The sequence below is a fragment of the Actinomadura rupiterrae genome (genome assembly GCF_024172125.1).
Taxonomy (GTDB): domain Bacteria; phylum Actinomycetota; class Actinomycetes; order Streptosporangiales; family Streptosporangiaceae; genus Spirillospora; species Spirillospora rupiterrae.
This window is the reverse complement of record NZ_JAMZEA010000004.1, coordinates 256,357-271,258: the sequence shown is the minus strand read 5'-3', so window position 1 is coordinate 271,258 and position 14,902 is coordinate 256,357. Positions and strand designations below refer to the sequence as shown.

The following is a 14,902-nucleotide window of genomic DNA, read 5'->3' as shown; positions in this document are numbered from 1 at the left end:
GTCAGGCTCCCTGTGGAGCTTGGGCGGTGAGCCAGCTGATGAACTTGCGGGCCCGGCCCTCCCGCACAGGCTCGGTTCCGTGGGTGAGCTGGGAGCCGTACAGCAGTGCGGTTCCGGCTGCTGCCGTGACCTGCCAGCGCGTGCGTGTCATGGCTTGGAACCAGTCGGCGGATTGGTCCGCGCCGTCTCTGGCAAGGTGCATGCCGGGGGAGTAGCCGTCCTGCTCGCAGCTGCGTTCCCAGAGTTGCTGGTCGCTGGTGGTCTCAACGAAGAACCCCCCGCCGGCTGCCGCTTCGGTGATGACGATGCTGATTCCGGCGATCTGGCGCGGCCAGGACAGCGGGTCGGGGGCGATGCCGTCCAGGTGCGGGGTGATGTGCTGGCCGGGGCCGTACTCGACGTAGGTCCAGGGGCGGCAGCGCGAGATCGACGGCATGCCCCGGTTAATCGCGGGGAGCGCGCGGGCGAAGGCGTCGCTGAGGATCTGCTCTGCGGCGCCGGGGATGCCGGTGATCTCGATGCGCCCGGCCGGTTCGTAGACGGCCATGGCCTGGACGGCGGTGTGTCCGGGAATCTCGTGGATCGAGGTGGTGCGGCGGGTGCCGAACCCGGCGGGCCGCTGGTCAGCCAAGAAGGCGTCCATGATGTCGCGCAGGGCGGTGGCCTCGGCAGGGGTGAGGAAGTCTTCGATGCTGCCGATGGCCAGGGTCTCAGCGAGGTGGATCATGAGTGGTCCTTGAGGAGAACGACGACGTCATCCAGAGAGGCGCAGTGGTTGAGTGCGCTGGTCACGGGCGCCTCCCCGGGAGCGGCCCAGAGCGTCAGCAACTCGTCGGTCAGCGGTAGACCGGTCGCCGAGTGGGGTCTGAACTGCAGCGGGGGGCGCGAGCAGGCCGTGTGGGTGAGGGACGCGAAGCGCGAGGCGATCTGATCGCCGACCGTCCGTGTCTGGACGTTGGTCTCGGGACGGGCGTCCACGCCGTAGGCACGGCTCTCGGTTGAGGCCCAGCATTCGGCGATGGCCGTCGCGTAGGTCCGGACCCGGCAGACGGCGCAGCACCCACCGGCGTCGGCCGGGCAGTCACGCGGCACGCCGAGATCGGCGGCGATGTCGCGGAGCACCGCCCACGGGCCGAACTCGGCGGGCACGGCCGGATGACGGCAGCAGGTCACCTCAGACGGCGGCGACGGCCTGGGGCGGCGGGGTTCGATGAACTGGACGTGGAAGTAGCAGAGCCGCCCGAGGAGCTGATTGATCACCAGCGATTCGTTCATGCCGACCCCGGCCTGCAACCGCAGCAGGAGGTGTCGACGGCGCTGGTTTCCAGGGCTTCGGCCAGCAGGCGCGTTGCCTGGTCAACGCTTGCGGCGTAGGCGGCCCACTCCCCAGAGACAGGCTCCAGGTGCAGGTCGAGAACCGGGACGGACCGCCCGCTGCTCCGCGATGTCAGTTCGGCGCGGCCGATCACCACCGCCACCGATCGGGGCAGCATGGGGCGGACTGCCGTGACCGCCTGGCACAGCCGTGCCGCGAGGAGTGCGTACTCCTCCCGGTCGCGCGGGAGGACACCGACCCGCCTTGAGGACGGCACAGCGTCAACGCCTTGATTGAGGTGGCCTTCGCAACTGTCGTAGGTGATCGCCCCGAAACTGTTCGTGCAGGCGTCGACCAGCGGCCTCACGCCGGGCTCGATGCCCTTATCCCATTGGGGGTGACGAGGATCGAGATCGGCGGCTTCATGGACACCGGGTTCCCCGACGGCGTTGCGGTTGCCGAAGGCACTGGTTCTGATGACCGCTTCCAGCCGGGGCGCTGCCGGGTCGTCCCACAGCGCGACGAACGCAGCCACGTCGTTCATGACGTTGGGGTTGCGGGGCATCCACCGTGCGGTCCGGCACCACACCCCTTCGGGATGGGAAGGCTGCGCAAGCAGCGCCGCCACACCGTCGACCAGCCGCATGCGCGCGTCGCAATAGGCGTCCTCATCCTGCACATTCCGCAGACGCGTCGCGATGCACCCGCCGCCGCAGGTACTCCGGTAAGCGCACGACGCGCACCGGTTCATCAGCGACCGCCCCTGGCGCAGCAGCGGCGACGCTTGCTGCGCCGCGCCGACGTCAAGACCGTCCCCCAGTGTGCCCAACCGGGCAGCCGGCCACGGCAGCTCGTCACATCCGCCGAAACGCCCCTCGGGGTAGAGGGTGAAGACGTGATCGCACTTGAGGTCGGAGAAGTGACAGAAGCCGGTATCGAGCCCGTTGATCCGGCGGATAGTCGACACTACCGGCTCCAGCTTGACCTTCGCCGACAGCCCTGACACCACCCAGTGCGCGGCGGCGGCCAGCACGAAGCCGGTGTACTGCCCCGGAGTGATCGCCCACGCAGGACTGCCGCCGCTGACGGCTTCGCGCTGCCGCAGACGGCTGGCGGGAACCCTCCTCGGGGCGGCTGTCGCGGCCGCGACCGTGCTGTCGAAGCACGGGACGAAGCTGATCGCGTTGACCGCGTCGAAGCCCGCCAGATGGTCCAGGACCGCTTCGGCGCGCCCGAGGACCGCAGGTGTGACCACGGCGATGACGCCGACCTGCCTGCCGCGGCGGCCGAGCAACTCCAGCGCCTTGACGACCTTTGGATAGACCGGCTGGGCGTCGTAGCTGACTCGCCAGGCGTTGCCCGCTGCGTCGCCATCGAGCGAGATTCCGATCCGCAGGCCCGGATACACCTCGTCGAACAGGTCCAGCCACTCCTCATCGAGGAGCACGCCGTTGGTCTGCATGGACACACCGACGACCGACGGCTGCGCGGCCAAGGACTTCAAGACCGAGGCCAGATGGTCTCGGCCAGCGGTCAGCGGCTCACCACCGTGGAGCTCGACCAACATCGGACGCCCCCGGAACAGCTGACCCAATCGGTCGACGTCGTCGGCACTGATCCTCGCGCCGCCGGGGGCTTCCTTCCGCTTCTCAAAGCAGTACAGGCAGTCGATATCGCAGGTCTCACCGCGGAGCTTGAGGATCACCGACACCGCGGCATCGGAGCCGGCGAGGGTCTGGTAGCTCATCGGCCACCGCCCAGGCAGCTACTCCACGAGCCTGCCCAGCAGCGCACCCTGACCGGACTGGAGGATGTGCGCAGCCTCCAGCGGGATCCAGAAGCACTCGAAATGCGTCGGTTCCTGCTCGCCGTCGTGGTCTTCCTGGCTGGACCACCGCTCGGGCGTGTCCTCTGCCAGCTCCAAGTGGAACACGTGCCGGTTCTGGATCTCATACCGGTACGGAGTGATGTCGTAGCTCGTCTCGCCGAGCTTCCGCACGATCTTGAATTCCGACAGGCCGGTCTCCTCGCGAGCCTCACGAAGCGCCGCATCCTCGGGCGACTCATCCGGCCGGATACTGCCAGCCGGAACCTGGATCCCGACCTCTTCATAGGAGTAGTCGGTGTGGCGGAAGACCAGCAGCTTCCCGTCGCGCACGACGTAGACCAGCACCTTGTCCTTGATGACCTTCTCGGGCATGGCTCCCCTTCGATGATGACGCCGCGGTACCTCGAGCCTAGGCACTGCACGACGCCCGCCACCGCGAACAGCAAGAAGTGTCTGGCAGATGTTGCGCGCATCAGGGCCCTCCGCATCGCCGCTTGGCTCACCAGCCTCGCCCGAGGCCCCCACACCCGGGAATGAACGAGCGCCGCAACACCGCCGAACGACCGCCGAACTTCCGCCGCACCAAGGCGGCCGACCAAGGAGACAGCGTCGGGCAACCCCCTGTCTCGCCTGGACGTGATCGCTTAGGCTGACGGAAATCCTTACTGGCGAAGGGCTCCGCTGTGATCGCAGTCGAGAAGTGGTCCGGCCGTGAGGCACGGGCGCTCCGCGAGGCGATGCGGCTCAGCGTCCGCGATTTCGCAGCCTGCCTGGGGATCAGCGACCGCACCGTGTCGATGTGGGAGGCAGCCGGGACGGCCAGGACGCCCAGACCGCATATGCAGGCCATCCTTGACACCACGCTCGCGAAAACCAGCCCCGACGTCCAAGAACGCTTCTCCCAGAGCCTGCACATCCGCGCGCCACGCCCCCGCGTGCTTGCGACGAGCAACCGGCCCGAGTTCTCCGCAGACCAAATGATTACGAGAGCTGCTGCCGACTCGGAGAGCTTCTTTCACCACATCGCCGCGTCCGCTGAAGGAACCTCACCAGTGGACGTCCTGCACGCCGAAATCAGCAGGGCAGTCGAGACCTACCCGCGTCAGCCGGTCTATCCGACCTTTCTCGAAGTGCTGGGAATCCGGGACGCCGCGTTCTCCCTGATCAAGGCACATAGCCACCTGCCGAAAGCCTGTGACCTCTACCTGATCTCCGGTGTCGCATGCGGAGTGCTCGCCAACGCCTCCTTCGACCTCGGCCACCTGCCGGCCGCGGAGGCGCAAGCCAAAGCCGCCTACAGCTGCGCCGAGGCCGCAGGCAGCAACTGGCTGCGAGTCTGGACCCGGGGCATGCAGAGCCTGATCGCCTACTGGGACGACAGGTTCGCCGACGCCGCGGCCCTCGCTGAGTCCGCCAGTACCTTACGCCCAGAATCCGGCAGCGCCGCCGTGCGACTGGCGAGCATCGAAGCTCGCGCGCATGCGCGTCTGGGTAACGCCGAAGCCGTCCAACGCGCGCTCCACCGAGCCAACACCGCCCGTACGGCGATCGCTAGCACCGAACCGTACGGAGGCATGCTCGCCTTCCCCGAGGAAAAGCAGCTCTTCTACGCCAGCACCTGCAACGTATGGCTACCCGGGGCCCGCCGCGCGCAGTGGGCCGCCCACGACGCCGCCCAAGCCATCCAACTCTACGAACAGGCACCAAGCCACCAGCAACGAACCGGCGAGCTGCTCCTGGCCCGGCTCGACCTCGCCAGCGCCCTGCTCGGCCTCGGCGACCTTGACGGGACGGCATCAGAGGTCCGCACCGTGCTGGCGACTGCCCCTGACCGCAAGACCGACAGCGTCCGACGCCGCCTGCTTCAAGTCCGCGACTTCATCACACCCGCCTACGCCACCGCCCCCGCAGCCCGCGAGATCCGCGAGGAGATCACGGGATACTGTGCCCGACCTAGCCCCCGGCCGCCGGAGACACCATGACGAACATCGCCATCCTGCACCCCGGCCGCATGGGCGCGGCAGTCGCCGCACAAGCCATCCGGACGGACACCCATGTCCGCTGGTGCCCGGCGGGGCGAAGCCAGGCCACTAGGGAACGGGCCGACACCTACGGGCTGGAACCCATCGACATCCTGCCCAAACTAATGGCCGGAAGCGACGTCACCATCTCTCTGTGCCCACCGTCCGCCGCAGACGACGTCGCCCGATCCGTCGCCGACAGCGGCTTCCGCGGCTTGTACGTCGAAGCCAACGCCATCACTCCCGAACGTGCCCAGCGCATCGCTGACGACCTCGGACAACACGGCATCACGGTCGTCGACGGGTGCATCTTCGGCGCACCCCCGGGCCCGGACTCCACCGTCCGTCTTTACCTCGCCGGAGACCCAGCAGGCGTCCGCACGATCAGCGACCTATTCACAGGCTCCCAGGTCGAACCTGTCGCGATGAACGGCTCCGTTGGCCAGGCCTCAGCCATCAAACTCGCCCAAGCCTCTTACCAGAAAGCCAGCAGAGCACTGGCCGCCGTCGCCTACGCCTTGGCCGACCACTACGGCGTCCGCGACGAACTCCAACAGGAATCACAGAACTTCGCCCGATCCGCCCTGACAGCCCCTAACTACCTCCCCAGCGTCGCTGCCCGAGCCTGGCGCTGGGCCCCAGAAATGGCCGAGACAGCCAGCGCCCTCCACACCGCCGGCCTCCCCGACGACCTCGCCCGCGGCGCTGAAACAGTCTTCAAACTCATGGCCCAAGCCAAGGACGACTACAACATCCCGCTAGAGGACGTCCTCGCGATGCTCACGCCGGGCCAATCTGACGAGACTGCTCCATGACATCGGCCTAGGCTGGTTTTGCGGGGACGGTTTGCCGTGATGGCCGTGAAGGAGGGCAATAGCCAAGACCTGTGGATGTGTTCGGTCTTGGCTGCTTGCTCGCGACGCGGCAGGGTCGCATCTCGGGCATCTGGCCGTTCTTCATACTGATGAGCCAGACCAGGTGTGTGTGGCCGAATGTTATGCGGTCTGGCTGGCGCTGCCGACGAAGGCGACGAGGCCGTCGGCGGTGAGGATAGTTTCGATGTGGAATCGCAGGTCCGGTTGGGCTGCCCGGATCTGCTCGACGGCCCGTTGCACGCCTTGGGGACCGGTCACCTCGGGATGAGCGTCGTCGATCCAGCTGTGCGCGGTCATTCAAGATGAGGACGAGCGCGTCGTTGCCGATGGTGATGTGGGGGTGTGAACAAGGCCCTGCCGGGGGTGGTGGGCAGGGCCTTGGTGTGCAGCTTGTCGGGGTGGTGGTCACTCTGTCGCGATGACTTCGTTGACGGCGGCGCGGGCGGAGGTTTCGTCGACGATGGTCTTGTCGGAGATGAAGGTGGCCAGCAGGGCTTGGATGGCCAGGTTGTTGATCGCGCGGGGGTAGCCGCGGCTGGCGGTGTGGATCAGCGCGGCGGCGTCTTCGGTGAACAGCGGGTCGGTGCGTCCGGCGAGCGCGGCGTGGTGGCGCAGGTAGTCGATGGTTTCGTCGGGGGTCATGCCGTTCATGTGGTAGCGGACCGAGATGCGCTGGTCGAGCGCGGCCAGGACGCCGAGCTTGATCTTGCGGCGCAGGGTGGGCTGGCCGATGAGCAGGCAGGCGAACGGGCTGGTGGAGTCCATTTCGAAGTTGGTGAGCATGCGGACCGACTCCAGCTGGTCGTGGTCGAGCATGTGCGCCTCGTCCAGGATCAGGACCGGGGTGCGGCCGCGTTCGGCGAGCTCGGTGGCCAGCGCGTCGCCCGCCTGGGGGATGAGGGTGGCCTTGTGCTGTTTGGGGACGCCGCCGAGCGCGGTGACGATCGCGGTGTGGATGCCGCGAACGCCGACGTCGGGGTTTCCGATGTAGATGGGGATGTGCCGGGCGGGGTCCAGGGAGGCGATCGCGGAGCGGGTCGCGGCGGTCTTGCCGGCGCCGACCTCGCCGGTGATGACGCCGAGGTTGCGTTCGGCCACGCACCAGGTGATGCGGGCGGTGGCCTCGCCGTGCGCGGCGTGCCGGTGCATCATGCCCGGGGCCAGGTCCCGGCCGAACGGCATCTTGGTGAACCCGAAGAAGCCCTGAAGGCGGTCGATCACGGCTGGTCCTTCCCGTCGGATTCTTCGTCGTCACGCTGCCGGTCGCTGTCTTGAGAGGCGTCTGCGCTGGTCAGGGCGGTGTAGTTGATGCGTCCGGCGAGGCTGGCGGTGTGGGTGTCGTCCAGCAGGCGCAGGTAGTCGATCCCGGTCGGTGCGGCGGGCTGGTCGGCGGGGGTTTCGGGTTTGGCCTTGGGGTGGGCGTGGCGGCCGATGTCCTGGGGCTGGGCCAGGCCCATCGACTCGCCGTTGAAGCGGACCTCCATGACCGTCAGGTCGAACGGGTCGAAGACCAGCTCGACCTTCCGGCCGACGAGCGCCGGCTCAACGCAGTAGGCGTTCCCGAACAGCCTCACCGTGGCGGTCTTGGTGACCTGGCGGATCTCGCTCCACTTGAACGCCTCGCGCAGTTGCGCGGGCGTCGGTGTCGCAAACGGCGCCCCTGTCATCCAGCGCGCCAGCGGCGCCTGCCTGGTCTCGGAATGGACCCGCTGGTGGTAGTGGCTTTCGACCCATGCGGTGAACAGCTGGTTCAGCTGGGCGGTGTCGGCGACGCGGGTGCCGGAGGTCTGCCCGTCGGCGGCGATCTCGACCAGGAACTGCTGGCGGACCGTGCGGAAGAACCGTTCGATCTTTCCCCGGCCCTCCGGCTGGCCCGGCGCCGAGTGGATGATCCGAATCGCCAGCTTGGCCGCGGCCCGCTTCAAAGCGGCGTCCACGAACGCCGACCCGTTATCGACGTAGATCGCCTCGGGGACCCCGCGCGCGGCCAGCGCCGGGCGCAGCGCGGCCGCCAGGCGGACGGTGTCCTCGAAGTAGCCCCACCGGTGCCCGACGATCGCGCGCGAGTGGTCGTCGATGAAGGCGAACAGGAACGTCTTGCGGCCACCGATCTTCGGGCCGTGCAAGGCGTCCCCGGTCCAGATCTCGTTGGGCCGGTCGGCCTCGAACCGGCCGAACGCCTGCGGCGAGCTTCCCTCGGGGCGGCGCAGCTCCAGGCCGTCGAAGTGCCGCAGCAGCGTGCGCTCGTTGGGCGACCAGCCCAGCGTCGAACGCAGGATCCGGGCGATCTGCGCCCCGGTCCGCTCCGGCCTCTCCTTCTTCAACGCCACCGCCAACTCCAGAACCTCGGCCGGTGTGCGCGGCGTGGGCTTCCGGGTCGGCGGGACCAGGCCCTCAAAACCCCGCTCGCGCCAGGCTCGGATCCACCGGTCCAGCGTGCCCCGCGAGACCGTCACCGGATCACCGAACGGCCCCTCGTGCGCCTGGTCGGCCAAAGCGCGCACCAACCGGCCCCGCTGCCGGGTCGTCAACTCCGGATCAGCCGCTTCCCTGATCAGCTGATAGCGCCAGAGCGCCACCTGCTGCGCGCGTTCGGCCCGCCGCCGCGCCTCATCTTCGGCCTTGGTCACCTTCGGGTCCCTTCATGATCACCCTGCGTGTTGATGCGCGGGCGTCGAGGATCTCCGGTCGGCATCCGCCCGGCCAAGGGTCAGTTCGTGTTGATCGTTTCGGGCGCCCAGCCCGGTGCCAGCAGACCCCCGCGCGAGACCGCGCAGGCCAGCGCCCAAACCGACAACGTGTCGACGAAACTCGCGCCACCCAGGCGGCGGCGCGCGGTCACCGCGACCGCCACCAACACCGCGCCCGCGCCCGCCGTGCCGCCGTCCAGCGCCACCAACAACGCGGTGAACGCCGACCTGAGCCGCTCGGCCCGCGCCGCGAACCGCCGCAGCCAACCCCGCACCGTCTCCGCCGGCCGCCCCAGCAACCTCGCGATCGGCCGATGCCCCCGCCCACCAGCCGCGGCCTCCACCGCCGCGCCGATCACCTCCACCGTGTCGGCCCGCCGCGCCAGCAACCCGACCGGCAACAACACGTGCGTGCGCCCGCAACCCGAGCAACGCGCCCGCCGCGGCCGCACCTCCACCCGCCCGTCCGGCCCGCGCACCCCACGCGACCGCCCATGCCCCCAAGCCACCAGCACGCCCGAACAGTCCGGGCAGGACAGCTCACCATCACGCAACCTGCGCTCGACGCAACCCGCGTCGGCCTCTACCGTGACCACCAGTGCCTCCAATGGCACGACGTTCACGGCCCTCCCGCGCTCGGCAGCAATCGAGGACGCGGGAGGGCCGTGGCTTGTCCACGAACGTGGTCACGCTGACCTTTGCCCAGCACCGGCATCAACCGGAACGAACCGATCGATTCCTCTTCGTCACCATGTTCCGACGAAACCCCAGGACGAACACGGTTCATCCCCACCATGTCGTCGCACACGAAAACGGACACAGGCAACACCCGCCACAGAGCTTCGTCCTCGCCCCGAGTGACTCACAGGCGCTCTACATCAACATCCTGAATGTCGCTGAACACCAGCCGGGATCGATGATCTGAGAGGCGTCCGAGGTGTCGCCGGTGCTCCACATCTGGGAGTAGCGTGCGGCGATCTGCGCGGAGAGAGGGCGTCATCGGTGCTCGCCTTCGGTGTCGGGGGCATCCGGCTGTGGCTGATTGAGTGTCGTGCTCAGGTCGCTCGATGAGCTTGCCGTTCTTGAACGTCGCTTCAGGGCGACCAGGTGGGGGTGCGTTCACCGCGCGCCAGCGGGTCTGGGCTGACTCGATGAGCTAAAGGCCATGGCCGGGCCCGCGGCGGCCCTGAACCATGGCACGAGGCCGTGAGGCTGCGAGAAGCCTCATCGATAGCAACTACTCAGAGTCACTATCTCTCGCGGTTTTTGGTGAACGCCAGGCAAGGGCGCCTGAGCTTAAGTGACGATTTGCCATGCTCTGACGTGATCCAGATCTCTCAAATCAAATGCGGTACGAAGTCAAGTTATAACAGTCTGCAATATTCTGGGCGGTTCATGCTTGTGTGCCCGAAACGCTTGACGTTAACGGCATGTGAAGCCGGTAGAAGTTCCCGTGACGGCCGTGATGTGATTCATGTCTCTATGTCCGATTCATTGACTACGCTGTGTGCTCAGGCTAGGTTTCCGTCGTTCGGAAAGGTTTCTTTGCAGTTTCGGCTCGTTCATCCCTTCGCGCCGAGCTTGCGACGGCGTTGGGCGAGGAGGGCGACGTGCTGGACGCTGCTTGCGATCGAGATGACCGCTCGGCCGCGTGTCCTGGGGTGCTGGTCCCCTCGGCGGTCGAGGTGGGAATCGGCCGACAGGCGGCCGGGCCGTCGGCTCTGAGCCGCCAGAACGCTAGCGCCTGGCATGTGCGCGGGCGCCGCGTCCTGGCCGCCCTGCTGACCATCGCGGCTGCGGCGGGTGTCGCCGTCGGCTGTGGTGGTGACACCGGCAAGGCATGCGGCCAGATCCAGCAGGAGCTCGCCGGTTTCCGTGACCGGCCACTCACCTCCCCGCAGGCGGCGTCGGCGGCATACGAGCAGGCGGCCGCCAGGGTGCGTTCCAGCGCCAAGTCTGCTGGCGACAAGCAGGTGTCCCGGGCCGGGGGAGCACTGGCGGACGCTTTTGACGATCTCGCTCGTCGGTCGCGGCAGCGCCCGGGGACCGCTGGCGCCGCCCTGGACACCAGCGTCGTGACGGCGGCTGGAGCCGAAGTGCGGCGGGCGTGCGCCCGCTGACCGGACCTGCGAACCACCCGTCTCGGCCGGGCCACGCTCGCGCCGCGACCATCACCAACATCTCAAACCGCGAATGGCTGGCACACAGCCACGCGACGTCTTGCACTGGAGGCCCGTGTGGCTGGTAGAGGCACAATGCGTTCCAGGAGCGCAACCTTCGGCTTCCTGCGAACGCGGACGACCCGCATGCGGGCCCTGGCCGCGATCGTGGCCGGGCTGCTGCTGGCCGCCCTGGCCCAGGTGCTCACCCCTATCGGACACCCGGCCTTCGCCGACACCACGCCCGACACCTCCACCGAAGCCGGTGCGCTCGCCGAGGCGAAGAAGACCGGCACCAACGTCGAGGTGACGGGCCTGCGCAGCGAGACCCGCGAAGTGCTAGCCCGCCCTGACGGTTTGCTGGAAGGGGTGGAGCACCTGCGGCCGGTCCGGACGCTGAAGGCCGGCAAGTGGGTCGGGGTCGACCCGACACTGCACCGTGCCGCCGACGGCACCATCGCTCCGGCGGCCACCACCGTCGGCTTGTCGTTCTCCGGCGGCGGGTCCGGGCCGTTGGTGAAGCTGACCCGCGCCGGGCGGCAGCTGGCCCTGACCTGGCCCACCGCGCTCCCCAAACCCACCCTGGATGGGGAGAGCGCGATCTACCCCGAAGTCCTGCCGGGTGTGGACCTGCAGGTGCGCGCCGACGTGGACGGCTTCGGCCAGACGCTGATCGTCAAGACCCCGCAGGCGGCGGCTGACCCGCGCGTCGCGCAGATCAAGCTTGGCCTGAACAGCGGCGGCGTGACCGTCGCCAAGGGCGCAGACGGGACACTGCGGGCCACCGATTCCGGCAGCGGCGGCACCGTGTTCGCCGCGCCTGCCCCGCAGATGTGGGATGCCGGGCCCACCGACACACCCGACGCCTCCCCAACTCCGTCCGCATCCCCGTCCAGCTCCCCGACGGCGTCCCCGTCGGTCTCGTCAAACCTGCGCGTCCAGAACGTGCGGGTCGCCGACACCACTCCAACCACCAGCCCGACCCCGAGCCCGTCGGCTTCGCCCACCGCGACCACGGGAGCCGACGACGCCGCCGCGGCCGCGCCCGAGGGTGCCAAGCTCGCGCCGGTGGCGGTCAACGTGGACAGCTCCTCGCTCACCCTGACCCCGGACAAGAACCTGCTGACCGCCACCGACACCAACTTCCCGGTGTACATCGACCCGTGGTGGCAGGGCACCCCGCTGAGCACCGACTCCGGCGGGGAGTGGGGCATGGTCGGCAGCTACTACAGCAAGTACAAGTTCTCCTCCAACGAAGGCGTCGGGTTCTGCGACGTCTCCTTCGACGGCAACTGCGGTCGCGACCAGACCAAGCGGATCTGGTACCGGTTCCCGATCGGCAAGTACATCGGCAAGGACATCAGCAGCGCCTACTTCGTGGCCAACGAGTACGCCGCCTCCCAATGCCCCAGTACCACCGCCCGCCGGATCAACCTGTACCGGCCCAAGGCCGGGACGGGCTTCAACTCCAGCTCGACCTGGGGCTCCACCAACGACGGTGACCACTTCAACACGTTGCTGTCCTACCGCAACTCCACCCTGTGCTCGGGGCTGCCTGCGCCGATCAAGTTCGACAACTCCGACGACACCGGCTCAATCAGCAAGACCACCAGCTACCTCAAGGAGCGGCTGGACGGGAAGATCGACACGATCTTGTTCGCGCTGAAGGCCGGCAGCGAGTCGGACATGCTGTACTACAAGCGGCTGACCACCAAGGCCGAGCTGCACATCACCTACAACACCCGGCCGAACAAGCCCACGCTCAGCCAGATGAGCATGGTCAGCGGCGGCGCGTGTACCAACTCCGACGGGTCGCTGAAGTACACCCGTACCCACCCGGCGATGCTGAACGACCTGCCGCGGGCGTGGGTCAAGAACGTCACCGACCCCGACGCCAGCCAGGGCGACACGGTGCGGGTGCAGTTCGGGCTGTCGTGGGATGCCGGGGACGGCACCGGCTGGAAGGGCCGGTGGGTGTCGAACTACACCGCCTACAACAAGAGCGGATCCAGCTTCAGCTGGGGCCTGGACCAGCCGTCCCCGCCGGTGACCATCCCGCAGAACACGCTCATCGGCTGGCACGTGGTCGCCAACGACGGCAAGTCCAGCAGCGCCTGGAGCTGGCAGAACGGCGGCGACGACTGCTACTTCAAGTACAACACCTCCTCGCCCAAGGTCGAGGTCGCCTCCACCGACTATCCGGCGCTCAACCCCGACAATCCCGACGACCCGCCGTATGGCGGGGTGGGGCAGTACGGTGCGTTCACGGCCAAGGTCGACGCCAACGGTGCTGGTGTTAACCAGGTGTCCTGGGAGATCAACCACGACGCGCGTAACAGCGGTACCGCTCCGGTCGTGAACGGGGTCGCGACCATCAACGCGATGCCGGCCAAGGCCGGTGACAACGACCTCAACGTCACCGCCACCAACAGCTACGGCACCAGCAGCACCACCACCCACCAGTTCCGCGTCAAATCCGGCTCCGACCCCAAGGCCTACTGGAAGCTCGACGAGGCCGCCGACGCGACCAGCCTGACCGACTCCGGCACCGAGAACCCCACCGCCCCGATCACCCCCTACGGCGGCGTGACCCTGGCCCAGGTCGGCAAGGTCGGCAAGGCCGCCACCTTCAACGGCACCGACGGCTACGGGCAGACCTCCGGCCAGGTGGTCGACACCACCAAGAGCTTCGCGCTGTCGGCCTGGGTCCGCCTGACCGACAAGACGCTCTACCACGCGGTGATCAGCCAGGGCGGCGGCACCACCAACGGCCTGCTGATGTCCTACTCGCCGGCCAAGGACCGCTGGACCTGGATCCTGCACCATCAAGACGGCACTGACGACGCCATCGCCTCCGACCAGGCCCCCGTCGCCGGGCAGTGGACCCACCTGGCGGGCGTCTACGACGCGGTCACCAAGCAGATGGCGCTGTATGTCAACGGGCTGCGCCAGCAAGGCACCGCCACCCACCAGGCGTGGGCAGCGACCGGGCCGCTGTACCTGGGCACTGGTTGGACCCCCTCCAGCCTTGCTGCCAAGTGGCGCGGCGACCTGGACGACATCCGCCTGTACGACCGGCCTCTGGGCGACGGCGAGGTCAGCCTGCTGGCCACCGCCCGTCAGCAGATCACCGGACGGTGGCGCCTGAACTCCGGCGCGGGGTCCCCGCTGGCCAGCCCGAACGAGATCACCGGCGGTGCGCCGCTGACACTCGCTGGTCAGTCGAGTCTGGTCACCGGTGACCCGCTGATCGATCCGTCGGTGAGCCCCTTGGTCGCCACCGACGGCACGTCGCCAGTGGGGTCGTTGTCGCTGAACGAACAGGGTGGGAGTGACGGCACCGCCGCCACCACCCAGACCGTGGACGGCGGGCACAGTTTTACCGTCTCAAGCTGGGTGTGGGCCGCGGCCGAACCCACCAAGCCGATGACCGCGCTCAGCCTGGCTGGCACGGGCGGCGACGGGCTCACCGTCCGCTACCTGCCCGGCGCAGGCGATGCCGACCATCCGGGCAAGTGGGAGGCGGCTCTGGTCGGCCGCAAGACCGACGCCACCGCCAGCACCACCAACCTGGCGCACTACGTCGGCTGGGAAACCTCCCATGGTGACGGCTGGCAAATGGTCACCGTGGTTTTCGACGCGGTCAAGCAGCGCCTCACCCTGTATGTCAACGGCGCGCAGCAAGACTCCAGCGACACCGACACCACCGACGACGGCTCCATTGTCGAACTGGTCTCCGGCTTCACCGGCTCCGCGCCCGCGCGGCTGGGCCGTACCGCCACCGGAACTGAGTCGTGGAGTGGCCGTATCGACGATGTGTGGACCGTCGACGGCGCGCTGAGCGATGACGAGGTGGCCTGGCTGTCGACGATGACCAGCGAACTGGGCCCTGACCAGATGCCCTGATGCGCGATTGCCATGTGCCCGGCCGACGGCTGGCCGGGCACATGGCGTCCCTGGACCTTGCTCAGCTCACCCCCTGACCCCTCGATGGGGCTGCAGGACGATGCTCGG

The 14,902-nt window shown here is 68.3% G+C and carries 13 protein-coding genes; 5 read left to right on the top strand and 8 right to left on the bottom strand.

Annotated features, from left to right (window positions below; all coding sequences use genetic code 11):
- Nucleotide 1 precedes the first annotated feature (1 nt).
- From FHU30_RS14235 to FHU30_RS14220, 4 genes are read right to left on the bottom strand one after another with little or no spacing between them, the layout of a single operon-like run.
- Complete coding sequence (locus FHU30_RS14235; protein ID WP_253875875.1) at nucleotides 2–727, bottom strand: 2OG-Fe(II) oxygenase; 726 nt, start codon at nucleotides 725–727, stop codon at nucleotides 2–4.
- Entirely contained in the window at nucleotides 724–1,275 is a 552-nt protein-coding gene (locus tag FHU30_RS14230; protein ID WP_253875873.1) for a hypothetical protein, read from the bottom strand. Before FHU30_RS14230 ends, FHU30_RS14235 begins: the two co-directional genes overlap by 4 nt.
- Nucleotides 1,272–3,062: a radical SAM/SPASM domain-containing protein gene (locus FHU30_RS14225; protein ID WP_253875871.1), complete on the bottom strand. Its 1,791-nt coding sequence runs from the start codon at nucleotides 3,060–3,062 to the stop codon at nucleotides 1,272–1,274. The genes FHU30_RS14230 and FHU30_RS14225 overlap by 4 nt, the downstream gene beginning before the upstream one ends.
- An 18-nt stretch (nucleotides 3,063–3,080) precedes the next feature.
- Complete coding sequence (locus tag FHU30_RS14220; RefSeq protein WP_253875868.1) at nucleotides 3,081–3,515, bottom strand: NUDIX hydrolase; 435 nt, start codon at nucleotides 3,513–3,515, stop codon at nucleotides 3,081–3,083.
- A gap of 311 nt (nucleotides 3,516–3,826) precedes the next feature.
- Here FHU30_RS14220 and FHU30_RS14215 point away from each other — a divergent pair, with 311 nt between their 5' ends.
- Together FHU30_RS14215 and FHU30_RS14210 are read left to right on the top strand one after the other, a co-directional pair.
- Entirely contained in the window at nucleotides 3,827–5,125 is a 1,299-nt protein-coding gene (locus FHU30_RS14215) for a helix-turn-helix domain-containing protein (protein ID WP_253875865.1), read from the top strand.
- Complete coding sequence (locus FHU30_RS14210) at nucleotides 5,122–5,979, top strand: NAD(P)-dependent oxidoreductase (protein WP_253875862.1); 858 nt, start codon at nucleotides 5,122–5,124, stop codon at nucleotides 5,977–5,979. The genes FHU30_RS14215 and FHU30_RS14210 overlap by 4 nt, the downstream gene beginning before the upstream one ends.
- A gap of 180 nt (nucleotides 5,980–6,159) precedes the next feature.
- On the opposite strand, the gene FHU30_RS14205 is transcribed toward FHU30_RS14210, so the two are convergent.
- The 4 genes from FHU30_RS14205 to FHU30_RS14190 all read right to left on the bottom strand — a co-directional run bounded on the left by FHU30_RS14205 (nucleotide 6,160) and on the right by FHU30_RS14190 (nucleotide 9,352).
- On the bottom strand, nucleotides 6,160–6,336 hold the full coding sequence (locus FHU30_RS14205; protein WP_253875859.1) for a hypothetical protein: 177 nt from the start codon (nucleotides 6,334–6,336) through the stop codon (nucleotides 6,160–6,162).
- A gap of 108 nt (nucleotides 6,337–6,444) precedes the next feature.
- Complete coding sequence (locus FHU30_RS14200; RefSeq protein ID WP_253875856.1) at nucleotides 6,445–7,260, bottom strand: ExeA family protein; 816 nt, start codon at nucleotides 7,258–7,260, stop codon at nucleotides 6,445–6,447.
- A complete protein-coding gene (locus tag FHU30_RS14195) occupies nucleotides 7,257–8,669 on the bottom strand; it encodes a DDE-type integrase/transposase/recombinase (RefSeq protein WP_253875854.1) in 1,413 nt (470 codons plus the stop codon). Before FHU30_RS14195 ends, FHU30_RS14200 begins: the two co-directional genes overlap by 4 nt.
- A gap of 80 nt (nucleotides 8,670–8,749) precedes the next feature.
- Entirely contained in the window at nucleotides 8,750–9,352 is a 603-nt protein-coding gene (locus FHU30_RS14190; RefSeq protein WP_253875851.1) for a DUF6431 domain-containing protein, read from the bottom strand.
- Nucleotides 9,353–9,399: 47 nt separating this feature from the next.
- Here FHU30_RS14190 and FHU30_RS14185 point away from each other — a divergent pair, with 47 nt between their 5' ends.
- From FHU30_RS14185 to FHU30_RS14175, 3 genes are all read left to right on the top strand, one after another.
- A complete protein-coding gene (locus tag FHU30_RS14185; protein WP_253875849.1) occupies nucleotides 9,400–9,654 on the top strand; it encodes a hypothetical protein in 255 nt (84 codons plus the stop codon).
- A 685-nt stretch (nucleotides 9,655–10,339) separates the two neighbouring features.
- Nucleotides 10,340–10,849: a DUF8711 family protein gene (locus FHU30_RS14180; protein ID WP_253875847.1), complete on the top strand. Its 510-nt coding sequence runs from the start codon at nucleotides 10,340–10,342 to the stop codon at nucleotides 10,847–10,849.
- Between the two features lie 186 nt (nucleotides 10,850–11,035).
- A complete protein-coding gene (locus FHU30_RS14175; RefSeq protein WP_253875844.1) occupies nucleotides 11,036–14,794 on the top strand; it encodes a LamG domain-containing protein in 3,759 nt (1,252 codons plus the stop codon).
- The last annotated feature ends 108 nt before the right edge of the window (nucleotides 14,795–14,902 follow it).